This is a genomic window from Paraburkholderia tagetis (genome assembly GCF_022213065.1).
Taxonomy (GTDB): domain Bacteria; phylum Pseudomonadota; class Gammaproteobacteria; order Burkholderiales; family Burkholderiaceae; genus Paraburkholderia; species Paraburkholderia tagetis.
In genome coordinates this window covers 55524-70175 of the sequence record NZ_JAKLJA010000008.1, presented here as the reverse complement: position 1 = coordinate 70175, position 14652 = coordinate 55524, and the positions used below count along the sequence as shown (strand labels likewise).

Here is a 14652-nt window from a genome sequence, read left to right as displayed (position 1 = left end):
GCGTAAAGGATCGCGATGGGATGACGGTGATCGGACTCCTATTCTGTCATAACTGTAAGGGAAGGGGCGGCGTCACGCGCAGCGGCGCTGCTCGTCGATCCACATGCGCGCCCAGCGGCATGCGTAGGCGAGCGCGTGGCGTTCGTCGAAAAAGTAGTCGAGCGCGTCGAACGAAACCAGCGCGCCGCGTGTCGTGCTGCGTGGCGAGTCCGCTGTGCTCGCTGTGTTCGCCGTGTTCGGTGGGGGCGCTGCGTCCGATGCGGTCGGTGCGGACGGTGTGTCCGGGAGGGTGCCGGATGCGGTCACGGGCTGCGACGGCGTCTGGGGCGTCGCAAGCGTGCCGATCGTGAGATTGGCGGCGTACAGCCCGTTTGGAAGCCGCTGTGCGCTCGGCGCGACTTCGTAGCCTTTGTAGCGAATAGGCGTGTTCATGGCCTCTGGATCCTGCTGGTGCGTCCTGCCTTGATGCGTGTTGCGCATGAGCGCCTCGTGGCTCGTTCGTCTACGGGTACGAGCGAAGCGTAGGGGCTGCCGCGTGCGGGCGGAACCAATCATTCGTCGCAAGCTAATCACGGGTGGCCGGGGAGCGGTCAGCGGAATGATCCGGATGAGGCGAGATTACGGTTTGCCTACAATGTGGATCGCGCCGCACGCGGCGTCTGTGGGCTGGATGACGCAACGCGCGTGCCTGTGTGCGCCAGCGCGCAGAGCGCGGGCGGCGGGGCAATCCCGTGTGCGGAGCGGGGGGAACAGGAGGGAAGGGCGCGGTGGGCGCAAGGCCGCGCCGCCCGACCGTCCGACCGTCCGACGGTGGGCGGGACCGCTGCCCGGATATCAGACAGCGACGCTCAGGCGATCCTCATTGCGCGCCGCACTGGCGCCCGCCGCGATCGCGCATGCGGCGCCGGCCGGCGAAGCGGCGCGCTGCGAGCCGAACGCGAGCGCGAACTGCGCGGCCTGCTGGCCGACTGTGAAGAGCTGATCGACGACCTTCGCGTCCGAGCATTGATGCGCGCTTTCGAAGTGCGTTTCCAGCGTGTTGATGCCGGCGCCGAACGGCGTCGGCCAGCCGCGCAGCGCGTGCACGATCGAGCGCAGCGAGGTGAGCACCGAGCCGGCGGCCTGCCAGCCATAGGCGGTCACGATGCAGCCCACGGCACGGCCGTCGAGATAAGGGCGCGCGTCGGCGCGCAGTTCCTCGAGCGTGTCGAGCGCGTTCTTCACGAGACCCGAGACGCCGCCGTGATAGCCGGGCGTGGCGATGATGACGGCATCCGCAGCGCGCACCGCTTCGATCAGCTCGCGCTGGGCGTCCGTGAGCACGGCGTTTTCGGGGGCATAGTGCGGCAGGCTGTGCAAGAAGGTGCCGCCGAACAACCGCGTGCGCGCGCCGGCCTGCTCCGCGCCGCGCAGCGCGAAGGCGAGTGCGCGCTCGGTCGACGAAGCTTCGCGCGTCGTGCCGCCAATGCCGACGACGAGCGGGCGGTGTCTGGAATCGGTAATGCTCAAGGGGTGCTCCTCGGAAAAGCGGTAGTGGCCCGATGCGGGCCATCGGCGACGCGCGGCAACGCGTGATCTCGCTTCCGGCGCCCGGTTGTGGCTCGACGATGAGCTACCACGGGCCGATGGTGGCCTGTTGCGGGCCGGTGCGAACGAAGCCTGAACCGCCATCTTAGTGAGCGCGCAGCGCTGCGCTAAACGACTTTTTTTTCTAAGGATATGCACACGGGGCAGCCTGGCTGTGCATGGCGCGCGCCATATGCATAGCTGAACGCATTGGTTGGTCCGCGTCACGGAGGCGGCTAGCATGAAACCGTCTTCTGTCGATGGGACTTGGCGCTTCAGCGCTTAAGTCCCATCCCATGCAGAGCTTCATCTCCTTGACATGGGATTCGGCCCCGCACCGCAAGGTGACGGGGCTTTTTTTTCGCGATTTTCCGGATTGGGATCGGGAGAAGGCGGCGCTCAGCGCGCGCGGGAGATCGACGACCCAGCGGACGACGCAGCAGACGACCCAGCGGCCGGAATGGTGGTCGGCACGAGCATGAGCGGTTTTTGCGCGCGGCGCGCGGGCGCTGCATAGCTTACTTGCAGGACGTTGCCATCGGGACCGATCTGCGGCGGGATGAAGGGCGTGCCGTCGCGGTCCGACTTTGAGCCGCCGTGCGCGGCGCCGTTGGGCACCCCGTTGGGCATATTGGGCAGTACCGGCACGGTGGCTGCCGAAGCGCGCAGTGCGGGCTCGGCCACCTTGCGCGTATCCAGCCTGGCGAGCTTGTGCTTCGCGCCGTGATGCGCGTGAGCTTTCTTTTCGGGGGTGGCCGGATGCGCAGCGGGCGTTCGCGCCGCGGGCATTCGTGCCTCGGGCGTTCGTGCCTCGGGCGGATTCCAGACCTCGGTGTAGTGTTCCCCAGCGAGCGCGGTGGATGCGAGGACGCACAGCAAGGTCCCCGTCAAGATTGAACGCACGTCGTGATCTCCGTTTCGGTGAGCAGACCCGCCTTGCGCACCGGTCTCGCGCAGTGCGCGAGGTTGGCTGGCGCGCCCGCCCGAGGGCGGCGCGGCCCGGTACGGCAAGCGGGCGGCACGGAGGGTCGTGCTGCACGCACTGTACATTCGTACAGCGGTGAATGCAAACGATTGTCGGAACATACCGCGCCAATGTTGCGTGGATACGGCAGCCGACGTGCGAATGTTCCTGGGACCTGTTCTGTTACTAGCGCGAATTAGCGCGAACAGCCCCGGCTCAGGCGGCAGCGCTCAGGCGTCGGATGCGGCGCTTCCGTGCCGGCCGAGCCAGCGGCCATAGCTGCGTGGAGAGAAAGCCAGCGTGAGCGCGATCATCGCGCAGAGGGAGACGGCGAGCATGATCCACGCGCCGGTGAAGCCGCCGGTGAGGTCGCGCACGCGACCGGCCACGACCGGTGCGATTGCCGCGATCACGAAGCCGAGCCCCTGCATGAACGCGACGAGGCTTGCGGCGATGCGGTGATCGCCCGAGTGGTCGAGCGCGGTCACGAGCGAGACCGAGAAGGTCCCGCCGAGTCCCGCGCCGGCGACGGCCACCCACAGGAGCGGCGCGGCTTCGGGCCAGGCGGCGAGGCTGACGATGCCGATCAACTGCGCGGCCAGTCCGGCGGTGAGCCACGGGCGGCGGTCGGCGAAGCGGGCTGCCGCGAGCGGCAGCAGGAGCGCGCAGATGGCCTGGAAGACCGTCATGACGGCGAGCAGCGAGCCGCTGGCCTCGACGCTCGCACCGTGCTGCTGGTAGTAGGTGGGCAGCCACGCCACGAGGCACGTGTAGCCGCCGTTCACGAGGCCGAAGTGCAGGCCGAGTGTCCATGCGCGGCGCTTGCGCCACACCGGCACGTGGGCGTGAGCGCCGGCAGCGGCCGTGCTCGTTCCCGCGTGGCTCGCCGGGTTCGTCCCCGCTGCCGTGGCGTATGCGCCCTGGCGCGCACCGCGATTGAGCCCGTTCCACAGCGCGAGCGCGGCGAGTGCGGGCAGCGCCCAGACGGCGAGCCCTACGTGCCACGAGCCGCCAAGACGCGCGGCCAGCGGGCTCAGGCTCGCGCCAAGACCGCCGCCGCCCATGATCGATGCCGAAAAGAGCCCCATCGCGAGCGGCACGCGGTGCGCGAAGCGTTGCTTCATCACGGCGGGCAGCAGCGCCTGAATGGCCGCGACGCCCGCGCCGGCCGCGGTGGCCGTGAGCATGAGCGCGCCGCCCGTCGCCGCGAACGCGCGTGCGCCGCACGCCGCGGCGATGGCGATCAGGCCGAGCGCCACGCCGCGCGTGTCGCCCAGGCGCCGCGCGAGCAGGCCGGTGCCGAGCGCACCGAGCCCCATCGCGACAACGGGCAGGCTCGTGAGCAGCGAGGCACCGTAGAAAGACAGACCGGTGGCCTCGCGGATGGTGGCCATGAGCGGGCTGATCGACGTGAGCAACGGCCGCAGATTCAGCCCGATCGCGACGATGGCGGCATACCAGACGAGCGCGCTCGTGCGCTCAGATACGGCCGCGCCGCGCGCGCAGGAGTCAATGGGGTCGTAAGTCGTGCTCATCTGGTTAACCTTGGTTGCAACTTTTGGTTGACCATTATACAAAAGGATTGTCAACCAACTCAGGCGCTGCTGCTATGGCCGATATAGCGGGAGAATGCGTGGCGGCGCACGCATTGCGTATATCGCCAGTGCGTGCGCGTCGCTACAATGCCGCCTGATTCCGTTCGTATGCGCCTACTCTCATGGCTTCTGCAACACGACCCACCCGCGCGGGCGAAGCGCCTCACGTCTCGCCCGACGCCCACGTCGACGCGCTTATCGACAAACCTGCCGGGCTTGCCCAGGGAGAGAGCGCCGACGACGTCGAAGCGCTCGTCTACGCCTCGATCAACTCGGCGCTCCTGCAAGGCAAGCTCGCGCCCGGCCAGCAACTCGTGGAACGCGAGCTCGCGGCCGCGTTCGGCTGCACGCGCGGCGCGCTGCGCAAGGTGCTCGCGCGGCTGGGCTTCGAAGGCAAGCTCGTGCTCGAACCCAATCGCGGCGCGTTCGTGCCGTCGCCCTCCGAGGAGGACATCCGCGCGACGTACCGGGCGCGCCAGGTGGTGGAGGCGGGGGTGGCCGTGAGTCTGTGTGGCGCGCTCGACGCGAACATGCGCCGCAAGCTCGCCGCGCACGTGCGCGACGAAAAGAAGGCGCTGCGCGAGGGCCGCGTGGATGAGGCGGTGCGCCTCGCGGGCCAGTTTCATCTGATCGTGACCGAGCTCGCGGGTGGCGCGGCGCTAGTGGCGGCGCTCGCGCAGCTCGTGGCGCGCACGGAGCTCTACAAGGCGCTGTTCGATCCGTCGAAAGCCACCTCGTGCGCGCCCGACGAGCACGCGCAGATCATCGCGGCACTGGAGGCCGGCGATCAGGCAGCGGCGCTCGCCACCATGCGCGAGCATCTGGCTGAAATCGAGGAGCGCGTGGTGCGCCAGGCGCGCTTGCGCGCGGGCCGCGACCTGAAGGCCGTGTTCGCCGATCTGGCGACTTGAGCGTGTGGTGCATCGGTTTCGTGCGCGACACCGTCCGCTATTTCTGCTTCGCGCTCGCGCCTGAAAAATTCGAGTTCCTCGGCCATGGCGCGCGCGACGGCCGGGCGCTCGCGCATGCGTCGCGCGTAGTCCGCCACAGCGGGCCAGCGCGCGAGATCGATGCCGGCATAGGGCGCCCAGTTGAGCACGGTGACGAGATAGGAAGCGGGCCGCGCGGCGATGGAAGCGGCGCTCGACGAAACACTCCCGCTGGCCGAGGCGCTGCTGCGCGTATTCGATGGCGCACTCGCGTGGTATTTGCCACCGAGCGCGGCGCAGCGCGGGTGTTTGCTGATCGGCACGGCGGCTGCTGAGGCGGTCGCCGACACTGCGGTGCGCGAGCGCCTCGCGGCGGGCTTGCGTGCGTTCGACCAGGCCTTCGAGCGGCGTTTGCGGCATGCCGTGCAGCAAGGCGAACTGCCGGCGGATGCCGACCCGGCGATGCTTGCGCGCGTGGCCTCGGCGCTGCTGCACAGCACCGCCTTGCGCGCGCGCCGGCGAACCGCGCGCGGCGCTGCGCGCGACGGCGGCGGCGGGCGTGGCGCTCATCTGCGGTGCGGCGGCGCGGACAAACGCCTCCCCGAAGGCTCGCACGATCCGTTGATAAACTAGGCGCCTTGCTTGATCGACGAAGGAACGATAATGGTGCGCTATCGGCACTACAAGGGTGGCATCTACGAACTGGTTTGCGAGGCGACGCTCGAATCCGATCCATCGGTCACGATGATCGTGTACCGGGCCGCGAACGGCACGATCTGGACGCGGCCGGCTTCCGTCTTCTTCGAGCAGGTCGAATTCGAAGGCGCACTCGTGCCGCGATTTGCTCCCGTCAACTAACTGTTGTTACTTACGAGGCTGGTTCCAGGATGCGTTTACTGATTGCACTCGTTTTACCGTGGTTGCTGTTCTTCACGATTGGCCGGCCTGTCTCGGGCATCATCTGCCTGATCCTGCAAATCACGTTGATCGGCTGGATTCCCGCCGCTATCTGGGCTGTGTATTCGCTCAGCCAATATCAGACCGATCGAAAGATCGACGACGCGTTCGGCCGCCGCAACTAAGCGCAAAGCATGAAGCGCATGGATGGCGGATTGGGCCGACTGCGCCGTTACATTCGTAACCCACGCTCACAATTCAGCAACCTGAGACAGGCGCCGCCTTCTTACAATCAGAAAGGAGGAGGCTTCGCCATGTTCAAATATGCGCTAGTGGCTTGCGCTGCTGCCCTGCTCGCAGGGTGTGTGGCGCCAGGTTACGACTACGGTTACGGTCAAACCGGCTATGACGATTACGACTACGCGCCCGCCTATGCGGCGCCGGCGTACGGCGGCGTGAATGTCGGCATTTGGGGCGGCGGCGGCGATTATTACCGCGACCGCGACTACGACCGCCGCGGCTGGAATGGTGGCCACGGTGGATGGTGGGGGCGGCCCGGCAGCGGCCGCGGTGGCGACTCGCGCGGTTGGCATGGCAACGGCGGCCGTGGCGGCGATTCGGGCAACTGGCACGGCGGTGGTGGAGAGCGTGGCGGCAACCCGGGTGGCTGGGCTGGCGGTGGAACTCGTGGCGGTAATCCAGGCGGCTGGCAGGGCGGTGGTGGTGGCCGTGGCGGCAATCCGGGCGGCTGGGCCGGCGGTGGTGGCCGTGGCGGCGACTCGGGCGGCTCGCATGGCGGTGGAGGCCGTGGCGGGTCGTGGTCGTCTGGCGGCGGCAAGGGTGGTGCGGAAATCCGGCAAAGCCTCCACTGACGTCAATGCGTTGACGGTAGAAACGATCAGGCCCGCCGCTCGATGGAGCGGCGGGCCTGATTTGTTTCAGCGCTGCCTGGCAGGATAGCTGACGGAATAACCGAGGGAATAACCGAGGAATAACCCGGCAGCTAACCGACCGTATTACTGACTGGACTGCGACGTGCCGGACGTCGACGGGCCGTAAGCCGTATTGGCCTTGTCGGCGGCGACGCGTGCTTCGGCAGCCTGAATGTTTTCCGGATAGTGCATCCAGTCGCTCGGGTCGTAGCCCGCTGCGCGCAACTGGGCGAGTTCGGCGCGAACTTGCGCGCGCGTGACAGGCTGCTGCTGCGATTGGGCAAACGAGAGCGCCGGAACGGCGACGATGGCGGCCACGACCGCAGCCTTGATAAGCGAATTCATAACGATGACCTCCGGGTTCTTTTAAGGGGTTCGCACGACGGCGTGACCCATGGCCGCACTTTAGGCCTTCGGGGCATCAGGGTAAATACCAATAAAACGAATTCACTGTTCTTCTGGAAGTAACAATCCGGTGGGTGTTTCGTCTGATTATTGGATGGAGCGGCTGGATTGGCTGCTTATTTGGGGCGCGTTCGTGCCGAAGGGCACGAATTATTGCGAAATCCGCAACTTGAATTCACCGCGATAACCCTATATCCGGAACCCGCACTTGCCTAGAATCCAGTCGACGCCTGCTGTGCGCGGCACGATCCAGCATGCCAGGCGATTCATACAATTCTGGAGGTAATCGTCATGAAGTCGCTCATCCAAGCCGTTGTCATCGCCGCTGCCTGCGCCGCGCCGCTAGCCGCTTTCGCCCAGTCCGACCAGGGCCTCACGCGTGAGCAGGTGCGCGCCCAGCTCGTCGAGTTCCAGCAGACCCAGCGCAACCAGAACGTCGTCTCGACGGCCGTGAATGCGCCCGTCACCCAAGGCGACAGCTCGTATGGCGGCGTGAGCAGCTCGACGTCGATGGCCGGCGCGCAGTATGTTTCCGAAGCGGCGCGCAAGGGGCCGCTGTCGGTGTACGCCGGCGGCCAGTAACGCTGCCTGTCAGGTACCGGGACTGAGTTCGGGGTACTGAGGCACCGGAATACCGGGGCGTCGGACGCCCGGGTTCCACCCAGGACAAACCGGCCCGCGATGCGAAGTCGCGGGCCGGTTTCATTTTGGGCGGACTTCGGGAGAGGGCATGACCTACAAAAGTTCGGCTTCAGGCACGTCGAGTACGAGATCCGTGCGCGCCACGGCGACGCAGGTCAGCACATAGCCCTCGGCCTTTTCCTCGCGCGACAGGCCCGGCCATTCGATCGTGAAGCTCGCCTCGCCGCTCACGACGCGGCACAGACAGGTGCGGCACGTGCCGTTGCGGCACAGACGCGGCAAGCGGATGCCGGCGAATGCGGCGGCCTCTAGCAGCGTGAGTTCGGACGGCGCCTCGAACGTGCGGCCAAGCGGCTCCACGCGCACGAGCGGCACCGATGGTGCAGCAGCCGGCAGATCCGCAGCGAAGGCTTCGGGGGCGTCAGCGGACGGGACGCTATCGGCGCTCGTGGCGCTCTCGCGTTTCTCGTCGCTCGCGCGCAGGTTCGAATCGCCGGCACTCATGAAACCGATACTCCCAGCAGGTGGCCCGCGCCGGCGGTGAACGCGGCGGCGGCAAGACCAATCGCGATCTGCCGGAACGCCGAGAACGCCGCGCTGCGCCCATTGAATAGCGATGTGAATACGCCGACGGCAGCGAGCCCGAGCGCGCTCAGCACGACGCACTGGACGATGGCCGCCGTGCCGTGCGCCCACAGGAACGCCGCCGTGGGAAACGCCGCGCCGAGCGCGAACAGGCAGAACGATGCGGCTGCGGCGGTCCACGGATTGCCACCCAGCTCTTTCTGATCGATGCCGAGTTCCTCGCGTGCGAGCGTGTTGAGCGCCTCGTTCTTGTCGCGCATGATCTGCGCGGCCACGCGGCGAGCTTCGTCGGGGTCGATGCCCTTTGCCTGGTAGATGAGCGCGAGTTCGTGGCGTTCGGCGTCGGGCGTGTGCTCGAGTTCGTCGGCTTCCTTGGCGAGCTGGGTGCGCGCGAGTTCGCGCGCGTTGGTCACCGAAAGCCATTCGCCGAGCGCCATCGAGCACGCGCCCGCGACCAGCCCGGCCAGGCCGGTCAGCAGGATCGCCCGGTTGGCGCTGCCGGCGCCGGCCACGCCCATGATCAGGCAGAAGTTCGAGACCAGCCCGTCGTTGGCGCCGAGCACGGCGGCGCGCAGGTCGTTGCCCGAGGTCGCGCCTTTGTGCCACGACTCGGCGCCCGCGATTTGCGCGCCTCTCGACTGGCCGTGCGCGCGCTTGCTCGCCACGATCGATTGCACGATGGCGGCGTGCTGATGTTCCTGTGCCGAGAGCGTTTCCGCGCCGGGTTCGCGCGCGTAACGGTCGCGGTCGGCGTATTCGCCGGCGGCGACGGTGGGCAGCACGAGCGACGGGCCGAATACGCGTGTAAGCGTCTGCAACAGATGTGTCTTCGCGCTGCGCCGGTGCGAGCGCACGCGCACGCCGTTGGCGGCGAGCTTGTCGTGCCAGACCTGAGCGTGCTCGCGCTCCGACGCCGCGAGTTCGGCGAAGATCTGGCGCCGGTCCGCGTCCTTCTCGACGGCGCTGAGCGTGTCGTAGACGGCGGCGCTGTCGAGTTCGTCGGCGAGATTGCGCCGGTAGCGGTGGAGTTCCTGGGTGGAGGCCATGATGCGCGCGGGGGTTTCGTTCCAGCGAAGCTTAACCTGGCGGCGCGGATCCGGCGGCGTGGCCCGCGCGAGCCATAGTACAGGAAGGTGGGCGCGCGCCAAATCCGGGCGAGTCCGGGTAAATCCGGTCGATGGGGGACAGTTGCGGAGGCAGGCGGCACAGTATGCGCATGCGCGTATCCGCGCGCGCTTCATGTGCGGCTTGTCTTTGCGCGCGCGAGTGCCAGGATAAAAGCAGGGGCGCATGCATGCAGCGTCCCGGCGGCGGCGCAGCGGGCATTACGGGGTCTTTGGCGCCACCGCGGCTTCCTTGCGGAGGGCCGTCATGGTCCAAGGCGAATTGAGGATCCTGGTGGCGGCGCTCGCCGTCTTTGCCGTGCTGGCGGGCCTCGCGGTCGCGATCCACGGGCTGCTCTTCGATGAGCAGCGCGTCGTGCTCTACGGCATGGCGATCGTGTCGTGCGGCATCGTCGCGTTCGTGGCGATGCTCACCGTGCACCCGAAGGACATCGAGATCGAGCATCACCAGCATCGCGAATCGTGAGCTCGCGGGTCTGCCGGACCCAATACCCGAGGCGACGCCAGTGCATGCGTGGCGCGCACGATGCTGCAGTGCGCCATGCCGCGCGGGCGGGGTGCGGGAGAGGCCGTTTGCGCGCGCAACGGCCGGTTCGCAAGACACTGAAAAATACCGGATACGAAGATCTTTTCGCGCGTGTGACAAAGTCGAGCTTGCGGGTCTCAGGAAGTGTCCTAAAGTGAATCCAGACGACCGCCGCAATCGTGTCGAACGAAGCGACACTTGCGGCGGTCGACATTTAAACCGCGCGTATGTCCAGGAGGAGCATCGAATGGCGCGGCCCGCTCACCCTCAACCTAAGGCCATTCTCATGCAGATCTTGTTTCCGAATGAGGTGCCCGAATACTCGGGTCCCGATTTGACCTTGGCGTTTCCGGTAATGATCGATGGAGAGCGGGTGGAATGTACGATCACGGCGGCAGCGCTGGAAGATCATTTCGGCGCGGCTTCGCCACGCGCCGAAGACATGCTCGACGCATTCGATCACCATCGCGAGCGCATCGAGGCGGTGGCGCGCCGGCTGCTCTCCGAAACGCGCGCGCAATGCCTGACGCTGCGCAGCGGCTATGTGCGCTTCGTGCAGGCGCACGGCGCGGTGTCCTGAGCTTTTTGCCCTTATTCACGTAGGATTTGAAACACGCCGGCGATCTCTCGGAGATCGCCGGCGTGTTTCTATCTGGTTCGCGCGAGGCGTGGGCCATGCCGCACTCGCACGGGGGGCAGGCTGGCGATCGCGTCAGATCATGCGGCGCAGCGTGTTGTCGCGGAACATCACGTGGTGCGCAATGGCCGCGAGCGCGTGCAGGCCGATGATCCAGTAGAACGCATTGCCGATCAGTTCGTGTGCATCCTTGATGATCTGGCGCGCGACCGGGTCCGCACCCACCAGCATGATCTGCAGGTCGATGCCCGCGAGCGTGACTGGCTTGCCGCCGGTATTGATCGTCAGGATGCCGAGCAGCGGCTGCACGAAGATGAACAAATAAAGCGCCACGTGCACGAGCCGCGAAAGGAACGTGAGCACGCGGTTCGAATCGATGTCCTGCGGCGCGCCTTCCCACATGCGCCACAAGAGGCGCAGCACGGCGAACGCGAGCACGAGCGTGCCCGCCCAGAAGTGCACGTTGCTCCAGAACACGCGGCTGTCCGAGCCCTTGGGGCCGCGCACTTCGATTGCGAGATAAGCGAGCGCCACGAGCAGGAAGATGGCCCAGTGAAAGAAGATCGCGGGTTTCGAATAGCGTTCTGCGGAGGCGGGGTACGTAGCCACGGGGCGGCTCCTTGCGGGTGGGACGGGATGGGGCGTGAGCGTCGACTGGGTCGAGTATTCGTATGATAAGGACCACGCGGCGCCCCGTGCGCCTGCGTGGCCGGAATGCTTGACATGGCCCCGCGTACCCGTGCCACGGGCGCGAACCACAAAGACTAAAGACGCTTACTCCGAGCCCAGGTAGAAGTAGCGGAACAGGAATACCGCCGCGATGATCCAGACGATCGGGCGCACCTGGCGCGCGCGGCCCGTCAGCAGCTTCAGACCGGCATACGAGATGAAGCCGAAGGCCACGCCGTTCGCGATCGAATACGTGAACGGCATGGCAAGCGCCGTGAGCGTGGCGGGCACGACTTCGGTGGCGTCGTCCCACGGCAGCGCCGCGAGCTCGCGCAGCATCAGGCACGACACATAGAGCAGCGCCGGCGCCGTTGCATAGGCGGGCACCACGCCCGCGAGCGGCGCGACGAACAGGCTCGCGAGGAACAGCACGGCCACGGTGAGTGCGGTCACGCCCGTACGGCCGCCCGCCTGCACGCCCGAGGCGCTTTCGATATAGGCCGTGGTCGACGAGGTGCCGAGCACCGAGCCCGCAAGAATCGCGGTGCTGTCCGCGAGCAGCGCGCGGTTCAGGCGGTGCATCTTGCCGTGCACGAGCAGGCCGGCGCGGTTGGCCACGCCCATCAGCGTGCCGGTCGCGTCGAACAGCTCGACGAGGAAGAACACGAGCACCACGTTCAGGATGCCGGTCGAGAGCGCGGCCTTGATATCGAGATGCGCGAAGGTCGGCGCAATCGAGGGCGGCGCCGAAAAGATCCCGTGGAACTGGTTGCCGCCGAAGAAGAACGACAGGATCGTCACGCCCACGATGCCGATCAGGATCGCGCCGCGCACCTTGAGCACGTCGAGCGTGACGATGGCGAAAAAGCCGACGATCGCGAGGAGCGTGTGCGGGTCGTGCAGGTTGCCAAGCTCGACGAGCGTGGCCGGGCTGGCGACGATCACACCCGAAGTCTTGAGCGAGATGATCGCGAGAAAGAGGCCGATGCCCGCCGTGATCGACACGCGGATCGAATGCGGAATCCCGTTGATGATCGCCTCACGCACGCGCAGCAGCGTGACCACGAAGAACAGGCACCCGGAGATGAACACCGCGCCGAGCGCCGCCTCCCACGTGAAGCCCATGCCCTTGACCACGGCGTACGCGAAGTACGCGTTCAGGCCCATGCCGGGTGCGAGCGCGATGGGATAGTTCGCGTAGAGCCCCATGATGATCGAGGCGAGCGCCGAGACAAGGCAGGTGGCGACGAACACGGCGTCCTTCGGCATGCCGGCGTCGCCGAGAATCGCCGGGTTCACGAAGATGATGTACGCCATCGTGAGGAAGGTGGTGAAGCCGGCGAGCACTTCGGTGCGCAGGTTCGTTCCTGCTTCTTCGAATCCGAAATAGCGTTTGATGGCGTCCATGAAAGTCGGGCCCTCGAGAGTCGTGCGGGTTGATTTGATTTGTTCTGGCTGGCGCTCGGCGTGGGCGACAGGTGATAACAGGGGGCGTCGCCGGAGCCGGTTCACGCGTGGTTTACGCGCGGGTCACGTGCTTACGGGCGCGATTGTAAACAATTGCCCGGCAAGGGCAGAAAAGCTGGAGCGAACGTGGAAGGGCCGCAACAGTTTGCGGAGAGTCAGATGTGGGGGGCAGGTACGTGTGCGCATAAGCGGCACATAAGCGGCGGCAAAAAGAACAAAGCGGGAGCATCGGTCCGTCATTGCAGACGGATCGCTGCTCCCGCCGAGGGGAGAGCCTTCAGCCTGATGCGCTTACTGCGCCGGTTGCGGCATCGCGCCCGAGGCACGTCGCTGCGCGACGATCGCCCCGGCGCGCTGGGCGTTCTCGGGGTAGTGAAGCCAGTCGAGCGGCTCGTAGCCCGCCGCACGCCACGCAATGAGGTCCGCGACCACCTGGGCGCGCGTCAACGGACCCGTAGGGCTGTAGGGTTGGGCCAGCGCGCTCGCTGAAGCGACGCAACATGCCGCGGCTAGCAAGCCAAGCGCAACACGCGAAAGAGTGTTCATGGCCGTGCCTTTCGTATAAGGGATAACCCTGAAATTATAGGTCTTATCTCGATAAGAGAAAGGTTTGCAATGAGAAAAATGCGCTCGTCTTCAGCGTGCCTTCGAAGCATGCCGTTCGCGCCTCTGCCGGTACTCCGCGGGGCGCAGCCCGGTCCACTTGCGGAACGCACGATGGAACGCGCTCGGCTCCGCGAAACCCACGGCGGCCGCGATGTCGGCGACCGAGCGCGCGGGGTCCTGCAACGCCTCGAGTGCGAGGTCGCGGCGCAACTCGTCCTTGATCGACTGGCAACTGTGCCCTTCCTGGCGCAGGTGGCGGCGCAGCGTCGCAGGCGCGACGTTCAGGCGCTGCGCGATGGCGTCGGCGTCCGGCCACGCGTGGGCAGGCAGCGCGCGTAGCGCACGCCGCACGCGCGCGGCGAACGAGGCCGGATTGCGATACTTCACGACGAAATTGCCGGGCGCATTGCGCAGGAAGGCGCGTGCCGAGGCGGTGGTCTGGATCACCGGCAGGTCGAGGAACACGGGCGCGAGGTCGAACCACGAGTCGGGCTGATCGAAGGCCATGTCCTCGCAGATCATGAGCTGGTACGCGTGCGCGTCGGCCGGCGCCGGGCAGCGAAAGCGCGCCGCGATCACCGGAATGCGCCGCCCCACGAGCCAGCAAAGCAACCCATAGACGAGGATGAACCACGTAGCGTAGGCGAACATCGCCGGCACGGGCGTGCCCGCGCGCTGGCGCAAGGCGATGCGCACGCGCGTGGCGTCGATGTCGATCTCCCCTGCGAGGTCGTCGAGCACGAGGCGCATGAACTGCACGGTGCGCTGCAGCGCCTGGCGGCCCGTGGGCGCGCCCAGCGCCGCGCGGGTCATGGCGATGAAGCTCCCGCTCTTCATCGCGTGAGAGTCCTGGCCGAGGAATTCGTCGTCGAGCGCGCGCGCGATGCCCGCCCACAGCGCGCCGTACTGCGCGGCGCTCACGCGCGCATGCGGTGCATCGAGCGCGCTCGCTGCGATGCCCGCTGCGTCGACGATGGGCGCCACGTCGACTCCGTGCGCCCGCGCCAGCGTCTCGCGCACGAGGCTCATGGCGATTGTGCCTTTTTCGCTCACTCTGCTGGTTTTCCCTGGCTGCAAGAATTGGCCTCCAGTTGGGGTTATTGGAGGC

General features: G+C 66.9%; 17 protein-coding genes and 3 pseudogenes. 8 read left to right on the top strand and 12 right to left on the bottom strand.

Annotated elements, in window-relative coordinates:
* Positions 1–72: 72 nt before the first annotated feature.
* From L5014_RS12740 to L5014_RS12720, 5 genes and pseudogenes are all read right to left on the bottom strand, one after another.
* Positions 73–177 (bottom strand): annotated as a pseudogene (locus tag L5014_RS12740) (transcriptional regulator); the annotation flags it as partial.
* A 165-nt stretch (positions 178–342) separates the two neighbouring features.
* Positions 343–432, bottom strand: a pseudogene (locus tag L5014_RS12735) (transcriptional regulator); the annotation flags it as partial.
* Between the two features lie 402 nt (positions 433–834).
* Positions 835–1509, bottom strand: a complete 675-nt coding sequence (locus tag L5014_RS12730) for an NADPH-dependent FMN reductase (RefSeq protein WP_238464062.1) — start codon at positions 1507–1509, stop codon at positions 835–837.
* A 456-nt stretch (positions 1510–1965) separates the two neighbouring features.
* Entirely contained in the window at positions 1966–2469 is a 504-nt protein-coding gene (locus L5014_RS12725; RefSeq protein ID WP_238464061.1) for a hypothetical protein, read from the bottom strand.
* A 291-nt stretch (positions 2470–2760) separates the two neighbouring features.
* Complete coding sequence (locus L5014_RS12720; protein WP_238464060.1) at positions 2761–4065, bottom strand: cyanate transporter; 1305 nt, start codon at positions 4063–4065, stop codon at positions 2761–2763.
* Positions 4066–4247: 182 nt separating this feature from the next.
* Between L5014_RS12720 and L5014_RS12715 the strand changes: the two genes are divergently transcribed.
* From L5014_RS12715 to L5014_RS39005, 5 genes and pseudogenes are all read left to right on the top strand, one after another.
* On the top strand, positions 4248–5036 hold the full coding sequence (locus tag L5014_RS12715) for a GntR family transcriptional regulator (protein WP_238464059.1): 789 nt from the start codon (positions 4248–4250) through the stop codon (positions 5034–5036).
* Positions 5037–5255: 219 nt separating this feature from the next.
* The gene (locus L5014_RS12710; RefSeq protein WP_238464057.1) at positions 5256–5687 is read left to right on the top strand and encodes a TetR family transcriptional regulator C-terminal domain-containing protein; all 432 of its coding nucleotides are present in this window, start codon (positions 5256–5258) and stop codon (positions 5685–5687) included.
* Positions 5688–5717: 30 nt separating this feature from the next.
* Complete coding sequence (locus L5014_RS12705) at positions 5718–5912, top strand: DUF1653 domain-containing protein (protein ID WP_035528235.1); 195 nt, start codon at positions 5718–5720, stop codon at positions 5910–5912.
* Positions 5913–5941: 29 nt separating this feature from the next.
* Positions 5942–6136 carry a YqaE/Pmp3 family membrane protein gene (locus L5014_RS12700; protein WP_238464055.1) on the top strand — a complete coding sequence of 65 codons (195 nt, stop codon included), beginning with the start codon at positions 5942–5944 and terminating at the stop codon, positions 6134–6136.
* A gap of 129 nt (positions 6137–6265) precedes the next feature.
* Positions 6266–6688: pseudogene (locus L5014_RS39005) on the top strand (hypothetical protein); the annotation flags it as partial.
* Positions 6689–6967: 279 nt separating this feature from the next.
* Here the strand turns inward: L5014_RS39005 and L5014_RS12690 are convergent.
* Positions 6968–7228 (bottom strand): DUF4148 domain-containing protein, encoded by a 261-nt coding sequence (locus tag L5014_RS12690; protein ID WP_238464052.1) that lies wholly within the window; start codon positions 7226–7228, stop codon positions 6968–6970.
* A 351-nt stretch (positions 7229–7579) separates the two neighbouring features.
* On the opposite strand from L5014_RS12690, the gene L5014_RS12685 reads away from it, so the two are divergent.
* A complete protein-coding gene (locus tag L5014_RS12685) occupies positions 7580–7870 on the top strand; it encodes a DUF4148 domain-containing protein (protein WP_238464050.1) in 291 nt (96 codons plus the stop codon).
* 153 nt (positions 7871–8023) lie between these two features.
* On the opposite strand, the gene L5014_RS12680 is transcribed toward L5014_RS12685, so the two are convergent.
* Together L5014_RS12680 and L5014_RS12675 are read right to left on the bottom strand one after the other, a co-directional pair.
* Entirely contained in the window at positions 8024–8326 is a 303-nt protein-coding gene (locus tag L5014_RS12680) for a 2Fe-2S iron-sulfur cluster-binding protein (protein ID WP_274389356.1), read from the bottom strand.
* Between the two features lie 104 nt (positions 8327–8430).
* Positions 8431–9561, bottom strand: coding sequence for a VIT1/CCC1 transporter family protein (locus L5014_RS12675; RefSeq protein ID WP_238464048.1), 1131 nt, complete (start codon positions 9559–9561; stop codon positions 8431–8433).
* A 325-nt stretch (positions 9562–9886) separates the two neighbouring features.
* On the opposite strand from L5014_RS12675, the gene L5014_RS12670 reads away from it, so the two are divergent.
* Together L5014_RS12670 and L5014_RS12665 are read left to right on the top strand one after the other, a co-directional pair.
* Positions 9887–10105, top strand: coding sequence for a DUF2964 family protein (locus tag L5014_RS12670; protein WP_238464047.1), 219 nt, complete (start codon positions 9887–9889; stop codon positions 10103–10105).
* 346 nt (positions 10106–10451) lie between these two features.
* Positions 10452–10745 carry a DUF1488 family protein gene (locus L5014_RS12665; RefSeq protein ID WP_238464046.1) on the top strand — a complete coding sequence of 98 codons (294 nt, stop codon included), beginning with the start codon at positions 10452–10454 and terminating at the stop codon, positions 10743–10745.
* 132 nt (positions 10746–10877) lie between these two features.
* Here the strand turns inward: L5014_RS12665 and L5014_RS12660 are convergent, their stop codons facing one another.
* The 4 genes from L5014_RS12660 to L5014_RS12645 all read right to left on the bottom strand — a co-directional run bounded on the left by L5014_RS12660 (position 10878) and on the right by L5014_RS12645 (position 14573).
* Complete coding sequence (locus L5014_RS12660; protein WP_238464045.1) at positions 10878–11411, bottom strand: cytochrome b; 534 nt, start codon at positions 11409–11411, stop codon at positions 10878–10880.
* Positions 11412–11576: 165 nt separating this feature from the next.
* On the bottom strand, positions 11577–12878 hold the full coding sequence (locus tag L5014_RS12655; RefSeq protein WP_238464041.1) for an NCS2 family permease: 1302 nt from the start codon (positions 12876–12878) through the stop codon (positions 11577–11579).
* 351 nt (positions 12879–13229) lie between these two features.
* Positions 13230–13484: a DUF4148 domain-containing protein gene (locus L5014_RS12650; RefSeq protein WP_238464039.1), complete on the bottom strand. Its 255-nt coding sequence runs from the start codon at positions 13482–13484 to the stop codon at positions 13230–13232.
* A gap of 90 nt (positions 13485–13574) precedes the next feature.
* A complete protein-coding gene (locus tag L5014_RS12645) occupies positions 13575–14573 on the bottom strand; it encodes an AraC family transcriptional regulator (RefSeq protein ID WP_238464223.1) in 999 nt (332 codons plus the stop codon).
* Between the last annotated feature and the right edge of the window lie 79 nt (positions 14574–14652).